We start from the raw sequence: 14,904 nt of genomic DNA, 5'->3' as shown, positions 1-14,904 counted from the left end.
GGGTGCCACGCTGGGCCGTCTGGCGTCTGCGGGTTCGTTGTGGCTTGTCGCGCCCACGCGGCGGAGCCGCATATCGATACAGCCCCGCGCCCCTTAAGAGCGCTGCCGTACCCCCTGTCATATAGCTGACGGGGGGTACGGCAGCATGTGTGCCGAGACGCGCGTACGACCGAAAGGAACCCCATGGCCGCGGCACCCAAGCCGGAGATCCTGGCCGCGTTCGAAGCGGCGAAGGGGTTCATGCCCGTCGATGAGGGACTGGCGCTCTACGCGGCCGCCGTCGAGGCGGGCGGCCTCGGGCTGCCCCTGCTGGAGGTCGGCACGTACTGCGGACGCTCCGCGATCCTGCTCGCCGATGCCGCCCGCGAGAGCGGGGTCACCGCGCTGACCCTCGACCACCACCGCGGCAGCGAGGAGCAGCAGCCGGGGTGGGACTACCACGACCCGGAGACGGTCGACCCGGAGATCGGCCTGATGGACACGCTGCCGACCTTCCGCCGCACCCTGTACCGGGCGGGGCTGGAGGAGCACGTGGTGGCGCTGGTCGGCCGTTCGCCGCAGATCGCGAAGTTCTGGCGGACCCCCCTCGGCCTGGTCTTCATCGACGGCGGCCACACCGACGAGCACGCCACCGCCGACTACGAGGGCTGGGCCCCCCATGTGGCCGAAGGCGGCCTGCTCCTCATACACGACGTCTTCCCGGACCCGAAGGACGAGTTCACCGGCCAGGCGCCGTACCGCGTCTACCTGCGGGCACTGGAGTCCGGCGCGTTCACGGAGGTCGCGGTGACGGGCTCGCTGCGCGTGTTGCGGCGAACCGGTGCGGGGGCGTGACCGGCTGCCAGTCTCAGCTGTAGTGATAGCGGGCTTTGAGGATCTTGACTTCTTTGTCGTCTGCTCGGTACACGAGACGGTGTTCGTCGTCGATCCGCCGAGACCAGTAGCCGGACAGCTCACCTTTCAGCGGCTCCGGCTTGCCGATCCCATCGAACGGCGTGCGCTGGATCTCGCCGATCAACCGCGTGATCCTCCGGGCGGTTTTGCGGTCGGCGGCAAGCCAGTACAGGAAGTCCTCCCGCCCGTCCGGGTCAAAGGAAACACCCCTCACGCCTCGCCTCCGGCCAGGTCTCGGAGCTCATCCATCGACTTCGCGATGCCCGCCTCACCTGCCTTGTCACGCGCGACGGCCTCCATGAGGCGCCGGGCGTTGGCAGGGGAGCGCAGCAGATAGACGGTCTCCTGCCACGCGTCGTAGTCGTCGGCGGACATCAACACGACATCGCCGCTCTTCGAGCTGATCCTCACAGGGGTGTGATCGGTGTTGACACGCTCGATGAGCGGAAACAGGGTCCTTCTGGCTTCCGTAGCGCTTATCGACATGTGTCGCACTCTCCTCCTGGTAGAGAACCGTACGGAAGAACGGTACCGCACTGGTACGGCATTCCTGTACCGCAGAGAGTGGGCACAAGACTCCAGGCACCCTGCGGATCGGCCTGACGCCCCGTAGGGTGGCAGCCGTGTCGTACGTAGGCCCGGACTTCGATCCTCCCCAGCCCCGCCGCCCCCGGCGCAGCCCCCTGACCGTGGCGGTCGCCGCGCTCGTGCCGGGTGCGTTGCTCGGGTGGGTGGTGTACGAAGCCGTGGGCGGAAGCGGGGGTGACGGCGGCGGGGCGGCCCAGGCGACCGTACGGACGTCCGCTGCGGCGACGTCCGGCGCGCCCGCCTCCTCCCCCACCGGCGACGACAAGAACCCGAGCAGCCCGGCGCCCACCCTCGCCTCCCCCACCTCGTCGGCGCCCGCTGCCTCCGGCCCTCTCAAGGGCAAGGTCGTCGTCATCGACCCGGGCCACAACCCCGGCAACTTCCAGCACGCCACCGAGATCGCCCGCAAGGTGGACATCGGCACGAACAAGAAGGAGTGCGACACGACGGGTACGTCCACCAACGCGGGCTACACGGAAGCCCAGTTCACCCTGGACGTGTCCCATCGCCTGAAGACCTTGCTGGAGAAGCTGGGCGCCACGGTGAAGCTGACCCACGACGGCAACTCCCCCGCCTGGGGCCCCTGCGTGGACCAGCGGGCGCAGATCGGCAACCAGGCCCACGCCGACGCCGCGATCTCCATCCACGCGGACGGCTCCGCGGCCGGCAACCGCGGCTTCCACGTCATCCTTCCCGGCTCCGTCCACGCGGGCGCCGCCGACACCCGCCCCATCGTCACCTCCTCCGCCGACCTCGGCGAGCGCATCGCGGGCAACTTCGTCCGCGTCACGGGTGAACCGCCCTCCAACTACATCGGCGACGGCACCGGCCTCGTCACGCGTAAGGACCTGGGCGGTCTCAATCTGTCAACGGTTCCCAAGGTGTTCATCGAATGCGGGAACATGCGCGATAGCAAGGACGCGGCACTGCTCACCAGCGGTGCGTGGCGACAGAAGGCCGCGCAAGGGATTTCTGATGGAATCGTGAGTTTCCTGCACGGTTCGTGATCAGCGGGCTGATCCCGGCGGACGCCTTGCTCGGACGGACGATAGTGTCTACCGACGACGAGACGACTTACGAAGGACCTGAAGTGAATATCCGCTCCCTCACACGAGGCGACGGCGTGGTGATCGGAGCAGCGGTGTTGCTCTTCATCGCGTCGTTCCTCAGCTTCTATACCGCTGATGGCTACACCAACGCCCCGAACGCCTGGGAGTACCTCGGCGACGCCCTCGGCCTCTACGTGGGTGGGATCATCGGTGCTGCCTTGATCGTCGTCAATCGCGCCCTGCCCCAGCCGCGCAAGGTCGCGGGCCTGGAGCTGGGTCAGGTGGGGGCTGCGTTCTCCGTCCTGACGGCCTGGGCCCTGTTCTGGACCCTCGTCGGCGTCAAGGGTGGCCTCAGCGCCGGCGCCGGCCTCATCCTCGGCTTCATCGCCGCCCTGGTCATGGCCGGCGCCGCCATCGCCACCCCCTTGGTTCCCGCCCTCCAGGCCGCCCTCATCCCTGCCCCCAAGCCCGCCGCCCCCCAGCCCTACGGCGCCCAGCCCCCCGGCGGTTACGGCTACCCGGGCGCCGGACAGCAGCAGCCCTACGGCGGGCAGCCGCAGGCCGGGCAGCCCTACGGGGGTGCCCAGCCGCAGGCTCCGCAGCCGCCGGCCGGGGACTTCTCGCCGTTCTGGTTCGCCGTTCCGGTGCCGCGGCCGCTGTTCGCGGAGGACGGTTCGCCCACCCCGATCGCCGAACTGGCGCCCGGCACCTGGTACCTGGCCGTCGAGCAGCGCGGTCCGGCTCTGGTCGCCCAGACGCAGGACGGCCGCCGCGGTGTACTGCAGGACACCTCCGGCATCCAGCGCGGCTGACACCCGCCGACCACAAGCAGCCAGCGGCCCCTCGCCCTTCCGGGCGGGGGGCCGTTGTCGTACAGTCGCAGCTCCCAGCCCTGAAGCTGATTGACCGTCAGATATCTGATGGAGGCGCCATGCGACTCGGTCTCGCCCTCGGCTACTGGGGCCGCGGCCCCTCCCCCGACCACGTGCCCCTCGCGCAGGAGGCCGAACGGCTCGGATACGACTCCGTGTGGACCGCCGAGTCGTGGGGATCCGACGTCTTCACCCCGCTGACCTGGATCGCGGCCCAGACCTCAACGATCAAGCTCGGCACGGCCGTTGCCCAGATGGCCGCCCGCTCGCCCACCACCACCGCCATGCACGCCCTCACCCTCGACCACCTCTCCGGCGGCCGCATGATGCTGGGGCTGGGGCTGTCGGGGCCGCAGGTGGTGGAGGGGTGGTACGGGCGGCCGTTCCCGAAGTCGCCGCTGACGGCGACCAGGGAGTACGTGGATGTCGTACGGCAGGTGCTCAGGCGGGAGGGGCCCGTCGCTCTCGACGGGCGCTTCCACTCCCACCCCTATCGAGGCGAGGACGGGACAGGGCTCGGCAAGGCCCTCAAGCCCATCACGCACCCCTTGCGTCCCGACCTCCCCATCCTCCTCGGGGCCGAAGGGCCGAAGAACGTCGCGCAGACGACCCGTATCGCCGACGGCTGGCTCCCCCTGTACTGGTCGCCGACCCGTCCCGAGGTCTACGAGGCCTTGCTCGCCGATGCCCCCGAGGGTTTCCTCGTCGCCCCGATGACACAGGTCCGGGTCTGCGACGACGTACGCGAAGGCCTGCTGCCCGTGAAGACCATGCTCGGCTTCTACATCGGCGGAATGGGGCACGCGGCGCGCAACTTCCACGCCGATCTCATGGGGCGCATGGGGTACGAGGAAGAGGCCCGCCGGATCCAGGAGCTGTTCCTGTCAGGGCGGCGCGAGGAGGCCGTGCTCGCCGTACCGGACGCCTTCGCCGACGAGATCTCCCTCGTGGGGCCGCGCGAACGGATCGCCGAGCGCCTGGAGTTGTGGCGCAAGGGGCCTGTGACGGATCTGCTGGCCCTTTCCCCGGACCGGGAGTCCCTGCGGGTGCTGGCGGAACTCAACTCGTAGCCGTCGGGCAAACCGGTCCGGGTTTCATACAGGATTCGGCGGCAATCCGAAAAGTATGTCTCGATATAGCAGCGGCAATCGGGCCGGCGCGGTCATAGCGATCGTCGCCGACATCATGGCCCTCATCCTGGGCCTGTGGATCCTGATGTACCTGTTGGACGCCAACCGTGCCAACGAGCTGGTGCAGTTCGTCCACAACGCGGCCAACTGGCTGGCCGGCTGGTCGCGTGACCTGTTCACCTTCGACAAGGCCTGGGCCCGCGTGATCGCAGGTTACGGCCTGGCAGCGGTGGTCTACCTGTTCGTCGGCCACGCGATCGCCGGACGGATGACCCGGCACTGAGCGCGCCGATTCAGGGCGCCACCGAACCGCAGCAGTCCGGATCCAGCCCCCTCGGCAGCTGTTCCCCGCCGAACACCGTGCAGGTCGCCTCGTGGCCGCCGAGGGCGGCGACCGCCAGCAGCAGTGAGCCTGCCGTCCAGGTGGTCAGCTCGCGTGGCCAGATCGCCTTGTCCTCGAAGACGTAGCCCGTCCAGTACAGGCCGGTCTCCGGGTCGCGCAGGTGCTGGATCGACTGGAGGATGTCCAGCGCGCGGTCGGACTCGCCCATCGCCCACAGGGTGAGGGCGAGTTCGGCCGATTCCCCGCCGGTGACCCATGGGTTGGGGACGACGCAGCGCACCCCGAGGCCGGGGACGACGAAGCGGTCCCAGCCCTCCTCCATGCGGGACTTGGCCTCCGCACCCGTCAGCGCGCCGCCCAGCACCGGGTAGTACCAGTCCATCGAGTAGCGGTCCTTGTCGAGGAACCGCTCCGGGTGGCGACGGATCGCATGGCGGAGTGCGCCGACCGCGAGCTCCCAGTCCGGCTGCGGCTCTTCGCGCTGTTCGGCGACGGCGAGCGCGCAGCGCAGGGCGTGGTGGATGGAGGAGGAGCCCGTCAGCAGGGCGTCGGTGGTGAAGCTGCCGTCCTCCTCGCCCTTCCAGCCGATCTGGCCCCCGGGCTGCTGGAGCCGCAACACGTACTCGATGGCCGCGTACACGGCCGGCCACATGCGGTCCAGGAAGGTGTCGTCGCCCGTGGACAGGTAGTGGTGCCAGACGCCCACCGCGATGTACGCGACGAAGTTCGTCTCCCGGCCGTGGTCGGCGATGTCCTCGGCGTCCCCGTCGGCGTAGGCCGCGTACCAGGAGCCGTCTGCGTTCTGGTGCCGGGCCAGCCATGCGTACGCGCGCTCGGCGGCCTCGTGCTCGCCCGCCGCGTCCAGGGCCATGGCGGCCTCGGTGTGGTCCCAGGGGTCCAGGTGGTGACCCCGGAACCACGGGATCGCGCCGTCCTCCCGCTGTACGGCGAGGATGCCGCGGACGGTCGCGGCAGCCTGCTCGGCGGTGAGGACCCCGGGCAGGACGAGGTGTTCTGTCCGGGGAGTGGTCACCGGGCGTCCACCGAGGGCAGGTGGGGCTTGGTCGCGTAGGCCACGAAGCTCTTGCCGATCAGGGGGTTGAGTGCCTGTTCGGCGACCCTGGTGGCCAGGGGCTTCTTCATGATGTCCCAGACCAGCAGCTTGTGGTACGCCTTCACCGGCAGCGCCTTGTCGTTGTCGACGCCGAACGCGCACTTCAGCCACCAGTACGGCGAGTGGAGTGCGTGGGCGTGGTGCGTGCCGTAGGGCTTGAGGCCCGCCTCGCGGATCTTGGCCAGCAGCTCGTCCGCCTTGTAGATGCGGATGTGGCCGCCCTCGACCTCGTGGTACGCGTCGGACAGTGCCCAGCAGACCTTCTCGGGGCCGTAGCGCGGGACGGTGATGGCGATGCGGCCGCCGGGCTTGAGCACCCGGACCATCTCGGCGAGCACGCCCTTGTCGTCGGGGATGTGCTCCATGACCTCGGAGATGATGACGACGTCGAAGGACTCGTCGGGGAAGGGCAGCGCCAGGGCGTCGCCCTCCATGGCCGTGGCGGTGGCGCCCGCCGGGGCCTCGCCCGCCTCCTTCATCGCGGCGAACCACTTCGCGACCTCGCGGATCTCCTCGCCGTTCTGGTCGAGCGCCACGACCTGGGCGCCGCGCCGGTAGCACTCGAACGCGTGCCGGCCGGCCCCGCAGCCGAGGTCCAGGACGCGGTCGCCCGGGGCGAGCGGGAACCGGGAGAAGTCGACGGTCAGCACGTGGCCCTACTTTCGGGGTGGGGGGCGGCTATTTCTTCTACGGCTTCTACGGTCTGTACGACGGCCTTCGGCTGTTCGGCCGCGCTGGGTTCCCGGGCCGGGGAGCCGGTGATGGCCTCGCGGTATCTGGCGACCGTTCCCTCGGCGGCGCGGGCCCAGGTGAAGTGCCGCAGCACCCGCTCACGGCCGGCGCGGCCGAGCCGTAGCCGCAGCTCCGGGTCGCCCAGCAGGCGGCTGAGGCCTGCGGCCAGGGCGCCCGGGTCGCCCGGCGGCACCGCGAGACACGTCTCCCCGTCCCGCCCGGCGACCTCGGGGATCGCGCCGCCGGTCGTCGCGACCAGGGGTGTGCCCGTGGCCATCGCCTCGGCCGCCGGGAGGGAGAAGCCCTCGTACAGGGACGGCACGCAGGCGACCTCCGCCGAGCGGACCAGGTCGACCAGTTCGGCGTCCGAGATGCCCTTCACGAACTCGACGGCGCCTTCGAGGCCGTAGCGCTCCATGGCCTGGGCGACGGGGCCCTCCGTGGGCCGCTTGCCGACGACGACGAGGTGGGCGTCCGGGTGCTCGGTGCGGACCTTCGCGAGTGCCTCGACGAGGAAGACGAGGCCCTTGAGCGGGACGTCCGCGCTGGACGTCGTCACGATCCGGCCCGGGACGACGGGGACGGACGGGTCGGGCGAGAAGAGGTCGGTGTCGGCGCCGATGTGGACCACGTGGATACGGTCGTCCCGCACGCCGAGGTGGTCGATGATCTCGGCGCGCGAGGTGCCGGAGACGGTGAGGACCGAGGGCAGGCGGCGGGCGACGCGCTTCTGCATGCGGGTGAAGGCGTACCAGCGCCGCTTGCCCCAGCGCTGCTGCCAGTTCTCGGCGGCGTCCAGCTCCAGCTGCCGGTCGACGGTGATGGGGTGGTGGATGGTGGTCACCAGGGGGGCGCCCACATCGCCCAACAAGCCGTATCCGAGCGTCTGGTTGTCGTGCACGACGTCGAACTCGCCGCGGCGGGCGCGGAGATGGCGGCGGGCGCGCAGGGAGAACGTCAGCGGCTCCGGGAAGCCACCGGTCCACATGGTCGCGACCTCCAGCGCGTCGATCCAGTCGCGGTACTCGTCGCGCCCCGGGGTGCGGAAGGGGTCCGGCGAGCGGTAGAGGTCGAGGCTCGGCAGTTCGGTCAGGCTCAGGCGGCCGGCGTGGTCCGCGCCCTCGTCGAGCACGGGGTAGGGCTGGGAGCCGATGACCTCGACGCGGTGGCCGAGGCGGGCCAGCTCGCGGGAGAGGTGGCGGACGTAGACGCCCTGTCCGCCGCAGAACGGGTTCCCTTTATAGGTGAGGAGCGCGATGTGGAGCGGTCGCTCGCCGTCGGCGGCGAGGTCCTCCTGGGGACCCGCCTGACTGGCCTCAGCGGTCACTCTGGGCCCCCTTCTGCCTGCACTGTCCCGCGAGATTACGCCGGGACGCTAATCTAGAACAAGTTTCAGACTTGATCGTCCAGGAGGCTCTGAATCTACCGGCAGGTAGGGGCGCGGTGAGCAGTGGATCAGGTGATTCGCGCCACGGCACGGGCCCTGCCAAACTCGGTGCGATCACCAGCCCTCACCGACTGTCACGGAACGGGATCCATGCCTGCGCAAGCGAAGGTGGCCAAGGTGGAAGCACGTACCTCGCAGCCGGCCTCCCCGCCCCTCACGGAGCGGCAGGAGGCGCGCCGTCGGCGCATCCTGCACGCGAGCGCGCAGCTGGCCAGCCGGGGTGGTTTCGACGCGGTGCAGATGCGTGAGGTCGCCGAGTCCTCGCAGGTGGCCCTGGGCACCCTCTACCGCTACTTCCCGTCCAAGATCCATCTGCTGGTCGCCACCATGCAGGACCAGCTGGAGCACATGCACGGCACGCTGCGGAAGAAGCCGCCGCAGGGGGAGACGGCGGCCGAGCGGGTCGCCGAGACCCTGATGCGGGCCTTCCGCGCGCTGCAGCGCGAGCCGCATCTGGCGGACGCGATGGTGCGTGCGCTGACCTTCGCCGACCGGAGTGTCTCGCCCGAGGTGGACCAGGTCTCCCGCCAGACCACCGTGATCATCCTGGACGCGATGGGCCAGGAGAACCCGACCCCCGAGCAGCTGTCCGCGGTCCGTGTCATCGAGCACACCTGGCACTCGGCCCTGATCACCTGGCTCTCCGGCCGCGCCTCCATCGCCCAGGTCAAGATCGACATCGAGACGGTGTGCCGGCTGATCGACCTGACGGATCCGGCGGCGACCGCGAACCCGTCCTGAGGAGGACAGGGGAAGCCGGCCGCGCCCCGGAGCCCCGTCTCAGCCGATCGCGGCCAGCCCGCTCCAGCTTCGCCCGATCGCCGCGCCGTCCACCCACACGGCCAGGAGCCGACGTGCCTCCGCCTCCGGAGCCGCGAGGGACACCGTCTGCGCACCTGCCGGCAGGCTCCGGTCCTGCTGATGGGTGCCCTCGCTGCAGCAGGCGCAGAGCACGCGGACGCTGCTGGCCGGTTCGGCGCCGTAGCCGTGGTCGCCGAACAGGTCGAGCAGGGCCCGCAGGTCGTCCGCCTCGCCGGCCGCCACGGTCACCTCCAGGGTGGGCAGCTCGGAGGCCTCGAAGAGGAGCAGCTCGTCGAAGACGGGGAAGGTCACTCCGTCGAGGATCCGCTCCCCCTTCGGCTCGCCGTCGTGGACGACGATCTCGCCGTACCGCCGCCCTCCGGTCACGGGTACGTTGACCACCCGTCCGCGCGTCGGGCACAGCCGCTCGATCCACACGACCTCGCGTTTGCCGCCGGTGTCGAGCCGCACACACGCGTTGCCGAAGCCGTCCACGATCTCGCCGTCGCCGTCCGGGAGGTCGATGCCGAAGCCGGCCCAGGCGTCGCGGGCCGTCGCCCAGTCCCGTTGGATGGTCGCCGCGATGCCCAGGTTCCAGTACGCCGGGTCACCCTCACCGCGCGGGGAGCGCGCGGCGGCCTCGCGTCCGAGTTCATACGCCTTCGCCCAGTTCCGCAGGAACTTGTGGGCGAGCGCGGTGTTGTACCACCAGTTGGCGCTCGGTTTCTCGTCCGGGAAATGGGCGAGCACCTGCTCGTAGAGGCCGGCGGCGCGCAGCCACTCCTCGGCCCCCCACGCCTCACGAGCCTGCTTGATCAGCTTTCTGGCCTCGGACTTGCGCACGCTTCCCCGCCCTGATCGCACCTACGGCAACCGCTGGAGCGTAGCGCGCACACAAAGGACCTACGAGACGGGTTCCCTTCGCCGGCATTACCCGGGTCAGGTAGTGGAGGTCGCCTTCCGGTCGCGGACCTTGCGGTCCACGGCCCTCCGGCCTCTCAGCCCGGACCGTCGACGTCGGTCCCAGCGGACTGACTGCTTCACGCCAGAATCGGCTACTCCGGTTCGGACTCCCTCACTCGTCCCGTAGGCCAATTCCCAGAATAGAACATCCGACCGGGAATGAACCACCTGAAAGGGTACTTTTTCGGGCACTACTCCTCCGGCGGAAACACCGGCTCCCCGCTCTCCAGCAGCGTGATCACGATCGCCTCCACCGGGCAGTTCTCCGCCGCCTCCAGGATGCGTTCGTTGGCGTCGGCCTCCGGCTCGACGGGGTGCGACTGCATGGCCGAGTCGAGACGGAAGGCACCGGTCGCGCGGTGGACGCACTGGGCCGAGCCGATGCAGATGGAGCGGTCGACCTCGACGTGCCAGCGGTCTCCCGCCCCCATCCTCTCAGCCCTCCCAGCCGGCCGGGAGATGGATCATCTTGTGTTCGAGGTACTCGCCGTAGCCCTCGGGGCCGAACTCCCGCCCCAGGCCCGAGTTCTTGTAGCCGCCGAAGGGGCCGAGCATGTCGAGGCTGAAGGTGTTCACCGAGTACGTGCCGGTACGGACCCGGCGTGCGACCTCGATGCCGTGCGCCACGTCCGCCGTCCACACGCTGCCGCTCAGCCCGTAGTCGGAGTCGTTCGCGATCTTCAGGGCTTCGGACTCGTCGCCGTAGGGAAGCAGGCAGATCACCGGGCCGAAGATCTCCTCCCGGGCTATCCGCATCGAGTTGTCGACGTCGCCGAAGAGGGTCGGCTCGACGTACCAGCCGCGGTCCAGGCCCGGCGGGCGGCCGCCGCCGGTGAGTATCTTGGCGCCCTCCTCCTGGCCGATGCGGATGTAGTCGAGGTTGCGCTGCTGCTGGCGCCTGGCGACGAGGGGGCCGACCTGGGTCGCCGCATCCAGCGGGTCGCCGACGACCAGGGCGCTCGCCGCCGCCGCGAAGGCCTCGGCGAACTCTTCGTAGCGCGAGCGCGGCAGGAGGATGCGGGTCTGGGCCACGCACGCCTGGCCGTTGTTCATCCAGGCCGCCGGGACGACGCCCGCGACGGTGGCCGCCACGTCCGCGTCCGGCAGGACGACCGCCGCCGACTTGCCGCCCAGCTCCAGTGTCACGCGGGTGAGGTTGCGGGAGGCCACCTCCATCACGCGCCTGCCCGCCGCCACCGATCCGGTGAAGGCGACCTTGTCGATCCCGGGGTGCCCGACCAGGTACTCGCTGACCTCGCGGTCCGCGGGCAGGATCGACAGCACACCCTCGGGCAGCCCGGCCTCGCGTGTGATGTCGGCCAGGATGTACGCGTCCAGCGGCGACTCGGGCGACGGCTTGAGCACCACCGTGCAGCCGGTGAGCAGCGCGGGCGCGAGCTTGGCGGCGGCCACGAACTGCGGGACGTTCCAGGGGACCACGGCCGCGACGACCCCGACCGGTTCGCGCCGCACCAGGATCTTGCCGAGGACGCCGTCGCGCTGCTCCTCGTATGTGAAGTCGCGGGCGACGGTGATCGCCGCGTCCCACACCATCATCGCGCCGAGCGCCTGCGCGAGGACGCTCCAGGAGTACGGGGAGCCGTTCTCGGAGGAGATCACGCGGGCGATCTCCTCGTGCCGTACGGCGATCGCGTCCTTGATGCGGGTGACGACCTCGATCCGTTCGCCGAGGGTCATCCGCGGCCAGGGCCCCTCGTCGAAGGCACGGCGGGCGACCGCGACGGCCCGGTCGACGTCCCCCCGCGAGGCGTGCGGCACCCGCCCGATGACCTCCTCGGTGTGCGGTGAGATCACCTCGATGACGTCCTTGCCGAGGGGGTCGGTCAACTCCCCGCCGATGAACAGCTGTCCGTGTTCCACGAGCTCGGTCATGGCCGACTGCCTCCCCGGAGCGCCTGTCTCTGACGGTTCATCAGATACGGCACTGATACCAGTTCCCCTCGGAGGAGTCCACGGGCCGTACACGACTTGACCGCGTGGACAGGACCGCGTGGACAGGTGACTTGGGCTCCCATCGAAACGCGTTCTAGTTATAGTGGGCCGAGCGTGGCCGGTTCGCGGCGATTGGGGAGCCCATGACGCAGGTGTACGACCACGGCGGAGGCGTCCGGTCGATCAAGGTCCCCATCCCGGACAATCCCCTCGGCCATACGCTGGTCTACGCCGTCGACACCGACCGCGGGCCCGTACTGGTCGACACGGGCTGGGACGACCCCGCCTCCTGGGACACGCTCGTCGAGGGGCTGACGGCCTGCGGTACGGCGGTGGGCGAGGTGCACGGCGTCGTCATCACCCACCACCATCCCGACCACCACGGCCTCTCCGGCAGGGTGCGCGAGGCGTCCGGCGCCTGGATCGCCATGCACGCCGCGGACACGGCGATCGTGCGGCGCACCCGTGACACCAGGCCGGGCCGCTGGTTCGCGTACATGACCGCCAAGCTGGTCGCCGCGGGCGCCCCCGAGGAGCACGTGGCGCCGTTGCGCGACGCGGCGCCCCGCACCACTCTGCCGGGCTTCTCCCCCGCCCTGCCCGACCGGGAGATCGTCCCCGGCGAGCTGCTCGACCTCCCGGGCCGCCGGCTGCGCGCGATATGGACGCCGGGGCACACCCCCGGCCACGTCTGCCTGCACCTGGAGGAGCAGCATCCGGCCCGACTGCCGGGCCACGGGAGGCTGTTCTCCGGCGATCACCTGCTCCCCGAGATCACCCCGCACATCGGCCTGTACGAGGACCCCGACGACACCACGGTCACCGACCCCCTCGGCGACTACCTCGACTCCCTCGAACGCGTCGGCCGTCTCGCCCCCGCCGAGGTGCTCCCCGCCCACCAGCACGTGTTCGCCGACGCCCCGGCCCGCGTACGCGAGTTGCTGGACCATCACGAGGAGCGGCTCACCGGCCTCCGGTCCCTCCTGGTGGAACCGCTCACCCCCTGGCAGGTCGCCGAGCGGATGGAGTGGAACCGGCCCTGGGCCCAGATCCCCTACGGCTCGCGGAACATCGCGGTCTCGGAGGCCGAGGCGCATCTGCGGCGGCTGGTGAAGCTGGGGCGGGCGGAGGCGGTGGCGGGGAGCGACCCCGTGACGTACGTGGCGGTGTAAAGCGGTCGCGCCCGGTAATCTGCCGCTGGTACGAACGGTCCCATGGACCCCTTGCAGCAACTCCTCGCCGAACGTGCCTGCGAGCGTCTGATCCTCGACTTCGTCCACCGCCTGGACCTCGGCGAACCGGCCTCCGTGGCCGAGTTGTTCACGGAGGACGGCTGGTGGGAGTGGCCGCCTCCGGGGGACGGGCGACGGTCCGTGGGGCGTGAGGCGCTGCGGAAGTACTTCGGCGCACGCCCCGCGGACAAGCTCTAGCGGCGGATCATGTCCAACATCCGTGTCACTGTGACGTCGGCGGACACGGCCGAGGCCACGTCGTACTTCACGACGTACCGGATCGAAGGCTGGACGGACGGCATGGTCCCGGCAGGACCGCCCGTCCAAGTGGGCAACTACGAGGACACCTTCCGCCGCGTCGACGGCCGTTGGCTGCTCGCCTCCCGCACGCTGCACCTCCCCTTCGGTGGCCCGACCCCGCACGTCGGCCGCGGCCCTCTCGACCCCGTCCGCACCGACCTCGCGCCCTTCGTCCCCTTCGCCGACGGCAGCATGCCGCCGCTGTCCCAAGGGATCCGAAGCGGCCCGCTGTTGTTCACCTCGGGTCAGGGGCCGCTGGATCCGGCGACCGGCGAGATGCCCGCGGACTTCGGCGCGCAGGCACGGCAGGTGCTCGCCAACGTCGAGGCCGTCGTCGCGGCGGCAGGCGGCGACCGGCGGTCGATCACACGCTGCACCTGCTATCTGGCCGACCGCGCCCACCTCGCCGAGTTCAACGGCGTCTACCGGGAGTTCTTCGCGGACGGCTCGCCCCTGCCCGCTCGTACGACGGTGGTCGTGCAGCCGGTGCGCGAGGGGGTGCTGGTGGAGGTGGACGCGATGGCCGTCGTCGGCTGAGCGCCCGCCCTACGCGATCGTACGGATCAACTCCTCCGCCTCGCCGAGGAGTTCGACCTCCCGTCGACTCATCGTCGGGTTGGCCGCGCGCCGCCGTCGGGCCTCCGCCAGGCCGTCGTCGGTGAGCCGGGAGGGGTCGGCGAGGAGGGCGGTCAGCATGGCGCGGGCGACGTCGGCGACCGGTTCGTCCCCGACGGCGACCTGCGCGAGGATCACGGCGGAGATGCCCCAGTCCAGGCCCGGGTGACCCTCCTCCGTGTTGCTCCAGTCGATCACGTACGGCCCCTCGGACGTCAGCATCACATTGTCCGGGTGCAGATCGAGGTGGAGCACGCGGCGGTCGGAGGCGGAACTGCGGGCCGGGACGGCGTGCAGTCGGCGCAGGAGGCCGGCGAGCGTCGCGCCGGCCTCCTCGGCGCCGAGCGAACCGGCCAGGCACGCCTCGAGCATCGTCGGCCCAGACAGCCGCTCCATCACCAGCTCGGTGGGCGTGGAGTCGGACAGCCGTACCCGGGGCACGGGGTATCCGTGCGCGCGTACGTGCTCCATCACGGCCCCTTCGGCGATCGCGTCGCCCCATCCCTCGCGGTTGCGCCGCAGCACCCACCCCGCGTCGAGCTCGTACACGTCGTTGTCCCGGCCCGTGCCGAGCAGCCTCCCCGTCGTCATGCACCGAACATAGCGCCGCGCACCTCACAGGCGGCTCTCAGCGTGTTCCTACGGGCCGGTACAGTGGCCGGGTCGTCATCACGCCGTACGGGGGGAAGCCGGTGCAATTCCGGCGCTGACCCGCAACCGTGAAGCCGCCCGGACCGGGCGGTCAGCCGGACTGCCCCGCACGCCTGTGACCGGCTCACGTGCGTCGGCACCCGTCGGCGCGCGGCACCGTCGAGGCATACGGAGCCGAGCCGCCGGGGTCGTCCCGTGCTGCCCGCTCCCGCAGGGAGAG

The 14,904-nt window shown here is 70.6% G+C and carries 17 protein-coding genes, 1 pseudogene and 2 riboswitches; of the genes and pseudogenes, 9 read left to right on the top strand and 9 right to left on the bottom strand.

The window, feature by feature from the left end; all coding sequences use genetic code 11:
* The first annotated feature begins 183 nt into the window (after window positions 1–183).
* Complete coding sequence (locus ACFY1U_RS02065; RefSeq protein WP_390692213.1) at window positions 184–834, top strand: class I SAM-dependent methyltransferase; 651 nt, start codon at window positions 184–186, stop codon at window positions 832–834.
* A gap of 13 nt (window positions 835–847) precedes the next feature.
* On the opposite strand, the gene ACFY1U_RS02060 is transcribed toward ACFY1U_RS02065, so the two are convergent.
* Window positions 848–1,108: a Txe/YoeB family addiction module toxin gene (locus ACFY1U_RS02060; RefSeq protein ID WP_390692212.1), complete on the bottom strand. Its 261-nt coding sequence runs from the start codon at window positions 1,106–1,108 to the stop codon at window positions 848–850.
* Window positions 1,105–1,380, bottom strand: a complete 276-nt coding sequence (locus tag ACFY1U_RS02055; protein WP_123964784.1) for a type II toxin-antitoxin system Phd/YefM family antitoxin — start codon at window positions 1,378–1,380, stop codon at window positions 1,105–1,107. Before ACFY1U_RS02055 ends, ACFY1U_RS02060 begins: the two co-directional genes overlap by 4 nt.
* 137 nt (window positions 1,381–1,517) lie before the next feature.
* On the opposite strand from ACFY1U_RS02055, the gene ACFY1U_RS02050 reads away from it, so the two are divergent.
* From ACFY1U_RS02050 to ACFY1U_RS02035, 4 genes are all read left to right on the top strand, one after another.
* Window positions 1,518–2,489: an N-acetylmuramoyl-L-alanine amidase gene (locus ACFY1U_RS02050; protein ID WP_390692211.1), complete on the top strand. Its 972-nt coding sequence runs from the start codon at window positions 1,518–1,520 to the stop codon at window positions 2,487–2,489.
* Between the two features lie 83 nt (window positions 2,490–2,572).
* A complete protein-coding gene (locus ACFY1U_RS02045; RefSeq protein WP_390692210.1) occupies window positions 2,573–3,343 on the top strand; it encodes a DUF5336 domain-containing protein in 771 nt (256 codons plus the stop codon).
* Between the two features lie 119 nt (window positions 3,344–3,462).
* Window positions 3,463–4,473, top strand: a complete 1,011-nt coding sequence (locus tag ACFY1U_RS02040; RefSeq protein ID WP_390692209.1) for an LLM class F420-dependent oxidoreductase — start codon at window positions 3,463–3,465, stop codon at window positions 4,471–4,473.
* Between the two features lie 55 nt (window positions 4,474–4,528).
* Window positions 4,529–4,816 carry a hypothetical protein gene (locus tag ACFY1U_RS02035; RefSeq protein WP_390692208.1) on the top strand — a complete coding sequence of 96 codons (288 nt, stop codon included), beginning with the start codon at window positions 4,529–4,531 and terminating at the stop codon, window positions 4,814–4,816.
* A gap of 10 nt (window positions 4,817–4,826) precedes the next feature.
* Here the strand turns inward: ACFY1U_RS02035 and ACFY1U_RS02030 are convergent, their stop codons facing one another.
* From ACFY1U_RS02030 to ACFY1U_RS02020, 3 genes are read right to left on the bottom strand one after another with little or no spacing between them, the layout of a single operon-like run.
* Complete coding sequence (locus ACFY1U_RS02030) at window positions 4,827–5,909, bottom strand: prenyltransferase/squalene oxidase repeat-containing protein (protein ID WP_390692207.1); 1,083 nt, start codon at window positions 5,907–5,909, stop codon at window positions 4,827–4,829.
* Window positions 5,906–6,640, bottom strand: coding sequence for a class I SAM-dependent methyltransferase (locus tag ACFY1U_RS02025; protein ID WP_115908450.1), 735 nt, complete (start codon window positions 6,638–6,640; stop codon window positions 5,906–5,908). Before ACFY1U_RS02025 ends, ACFY1U_RS02030 begins: the two co-directional genes overlap by 4 nt.
* Window positions 6,634–8,049 carry a glycosyltransferase family 4 protein gene (locus ACFY1U_RS02020; protein ID WP_390692206.1) on the bottom strand — a complete coding sequence of 472 codons (1,416 nt, stop codon included), beginning with the start codon at window positions 8,047–8,049 and terminating at the stop codon, window positions 6,634–6,636. Before ACFY1U_RS02020 ends, ACFY1U_RS02025 begins: the two co-directional genes overlap by 7 nt.
* Before the next feature lie 210 nt (window positions 8,050–8,259).
* Between ACFY1U_RS02020 and ACFY1U_RS02015 the strand changes: the two genes are divergently transcribed.
* Window positions 8,260–8,910 carry a TetR family transcriptional regulator gene (locus ACFY1U_RS02015; RefSeq protein WP_390692205.1) on the top strand — a complete coding sequence of 217 codons (651 nt, stop codon included), beginning with the start codon at window positions 8,260–8,262 and terminating at the stop codon, window positions 8,908–8,910.
* Between the two features lie 39 nt (window positions 8,911–8,949).
* On the opposite strand, the gene ACFY1U_RS02010 is transcribed toward ACFY1U_RS02015, so the two are convergent.
* From ACFY1U_RS02010 to ACFY1U_RS02000, 3 genes are all read right to left on the bottom strand, one after another.
* Window positions 8,950–9,813 carry a tetratricopeptide repeat protein gene (locus ACFY1U_RS02010; protein WP_390692204.1) on the bottom strand — a complete coding sequence of 288 codons (864 nt, stop codon included), beginning with the start codon at window positions 9,811–9,813 and terminating at the stop codon, window positions 8,950–8,952.
* A 56-nt stretch (window positions 9,814–9,869) separates the two neighbouring features.
* Window positions 9,870–10,057: riboswitch (TPP riboswitch) on the bottom strand.
* A gap of 67 nt (window positions 10,058–10,124) precedes the next feature.
* Window positions 10,125–10,364, bottom strand: coding sequence for a ferredoxin (locus tag ACFY1U_RS02005; RefSeq protein ID WP_390692203.1), 240 nt, complete (start codon window positions 10,362–10,364; stop codon window positions 10,125–10,127).
* Between the two features lie 4 nt (window positions 10,365–10,368).
* Complete coding sequence (locus ACFY1U_RS02000) at window positions 10,369–11,826, bottom strand: aldehyde dehydrogenase (RefSeq protein ID WP_390692202.1); 1,458 nt, start codon at window positions 11,824–11,826, stop codon at window positions 10,369–10,371.
* A 203-nt stretch (window positions 11,827–12,029) separates the two neighbouring features.
* Here ACFY1U_RS02000 and ACFY1U_RS01995 point away from each other — a divergent pair, with 203 nt between their 5' ends.
* The 3 genes and pseudogenes from ACFY1U_RS01995 (at window position 12,030) to ACFY1U_RS01985 (ending at window position 13,955) form a co-directional block, all read left to right on the top strand.
* On the top strand, window positions 12,030–13,058 hold the full coding sequence (locus ACFY1U_RS01995; RefSeq protein WP_390692201.1) for an MBL fold metallo-hydrolase: 1,029 nt from the start codon (window positions 12,030–12,032) through the stop codon (window positions 13,056–13,058).
* A 42-nt stretch (window positions 13,059–13,100) separates the two neighbouring features.
* Window positions 13,101–13,547: pseudogene (locus ACFY1U_RS01990) on the top strand (nuclear transport factor 2 family protein); the annotation flags it as partial.
* A 63-nt stretch (window positions 13,548–13,610) separates the two neighbouring features.
* Complete coding sequence (locus tag ACFY1U_RS01985; RefSeq protein WP_390692824.1) at window positions 13,611–13,955, top strand: RidA family protein; 345 nt, start codon at window positions 13,611–13,613, stop codon at window positions 13,953–13,955.
* Window positions 13,956–13,964: 9 nt separating this feature from the next.
* Here ACFY1U_RS01985 and ACFY1U_RS01980 read toward each other — a convergent pair whose 3' ends face one another.
* Window positions 13,965–14,624, bottom strand: coding sequence for a phosphotransferase (locus ACFY1U_RS01980; protein WP_390692200.1), 660 nt, complete (start codon window positions 14,622–14,624; stop codon window positions 13,965–13,967).
* A gap of 91 nt (window positions 14,625–14,715) precedes the next feature.
* Window positions 14,716–14,790: riboswitch (cobalamin riboswitch) on the top strand.
* Window positions 14,791–14,904 lie beyond the last annotated feature (114 nt).

Origin of the sequence: Streptomyces sp. NPDC001351, from assembly GCF_042896045.1 — a bacterium.
Classification (GTDB): Bacteria; Actinomycetota; Actinomycetes; order Streptomycetales; family Streptomycetaceae; genus Streptomyces.
The sequence above is the reverse complement of the archived record's forward strand: the minus strand, read 5'-3'. Positions and strand labels throughout refer to the sequence as shown.

Excerpts from the sequence above, each read along its gene's own strand:
- ACFY1U_RS02055 (WP_123964784.1), bottom strand. The coding sequence starts at position 1,380 with ATGTCGATAAGCGCTACGGAAGCCAGAAGGACCCTGTTTCCGCTCATC.
- ACFY1U_RS02015 (WP_390692205.1), top strand. The coding sequence starts at position 8,260 with ATGCCTGCGCAAGCGAAGGTGGCCAAGGTGGAAGCACGTACCTCGCAG.
- ACFY1U_RS02005 (WP_390692203.1), bottom strand. The coding sequence starts at position 10,364 with ATGGGGGCGGGAGACCGCTGGCACGTCGAGGTCGACCGCTCCATCTGC.
- ACFY1U_RS02065 (WP_390692213.1), top strand. The coding sequence starts at position 184 with ATGGCCGCGGCACCCAAGCCGGAGATCCTGGCCGCGTTCGAAGCGGCG.
- ACFY1U_RS01980 (WP_390692200.1), bottom strand. The coding sequence starts at position 14,624 with ATGACGACGGGGAGGCTGCTCGGCACGGGCCGGGACAACGACGTGTAC.
- ACFY1U_RS02035 (WP_390692208.1), top strand. The coding sequence starts at position 4,529 with ATGTCTCGATATAGCAGCGGCAATCGGGCCGGCGCGGTCATAGCGATC.
- ACFY1U_RS02000 (WP_390692202.1), bottom strand. The coding sequence starts at position 11,826 with ATGACCGAGCTCGTGGAACACGGACAGCTGTTCATCGGCGGGGAGTTG.
- ACFY1U_RS01995 (WP_390692201.1), top strand. The coding sequence starts at position 12,030 with ATGACGCAGGTGTACGACCACGGCGGAGGCGTCCGGTCGATCAAGGTC.
- ACFY1U_RS02040 (WP_390692209.1), top strand. The coding sequence starts at position 3,463 with ATGCGACTCGGTCTCGCCCTCGGCTACTGGGGCCGCGGCCCCTCCCCC.
- ACFY1U_RS01985 (WP_390692824.1), top strand. The coding sequence starts at position 13,611 with ATGCCGCCGCTGTCCCAAGGGATCCGAAGCGGCCCGCTGTTGTTCACC.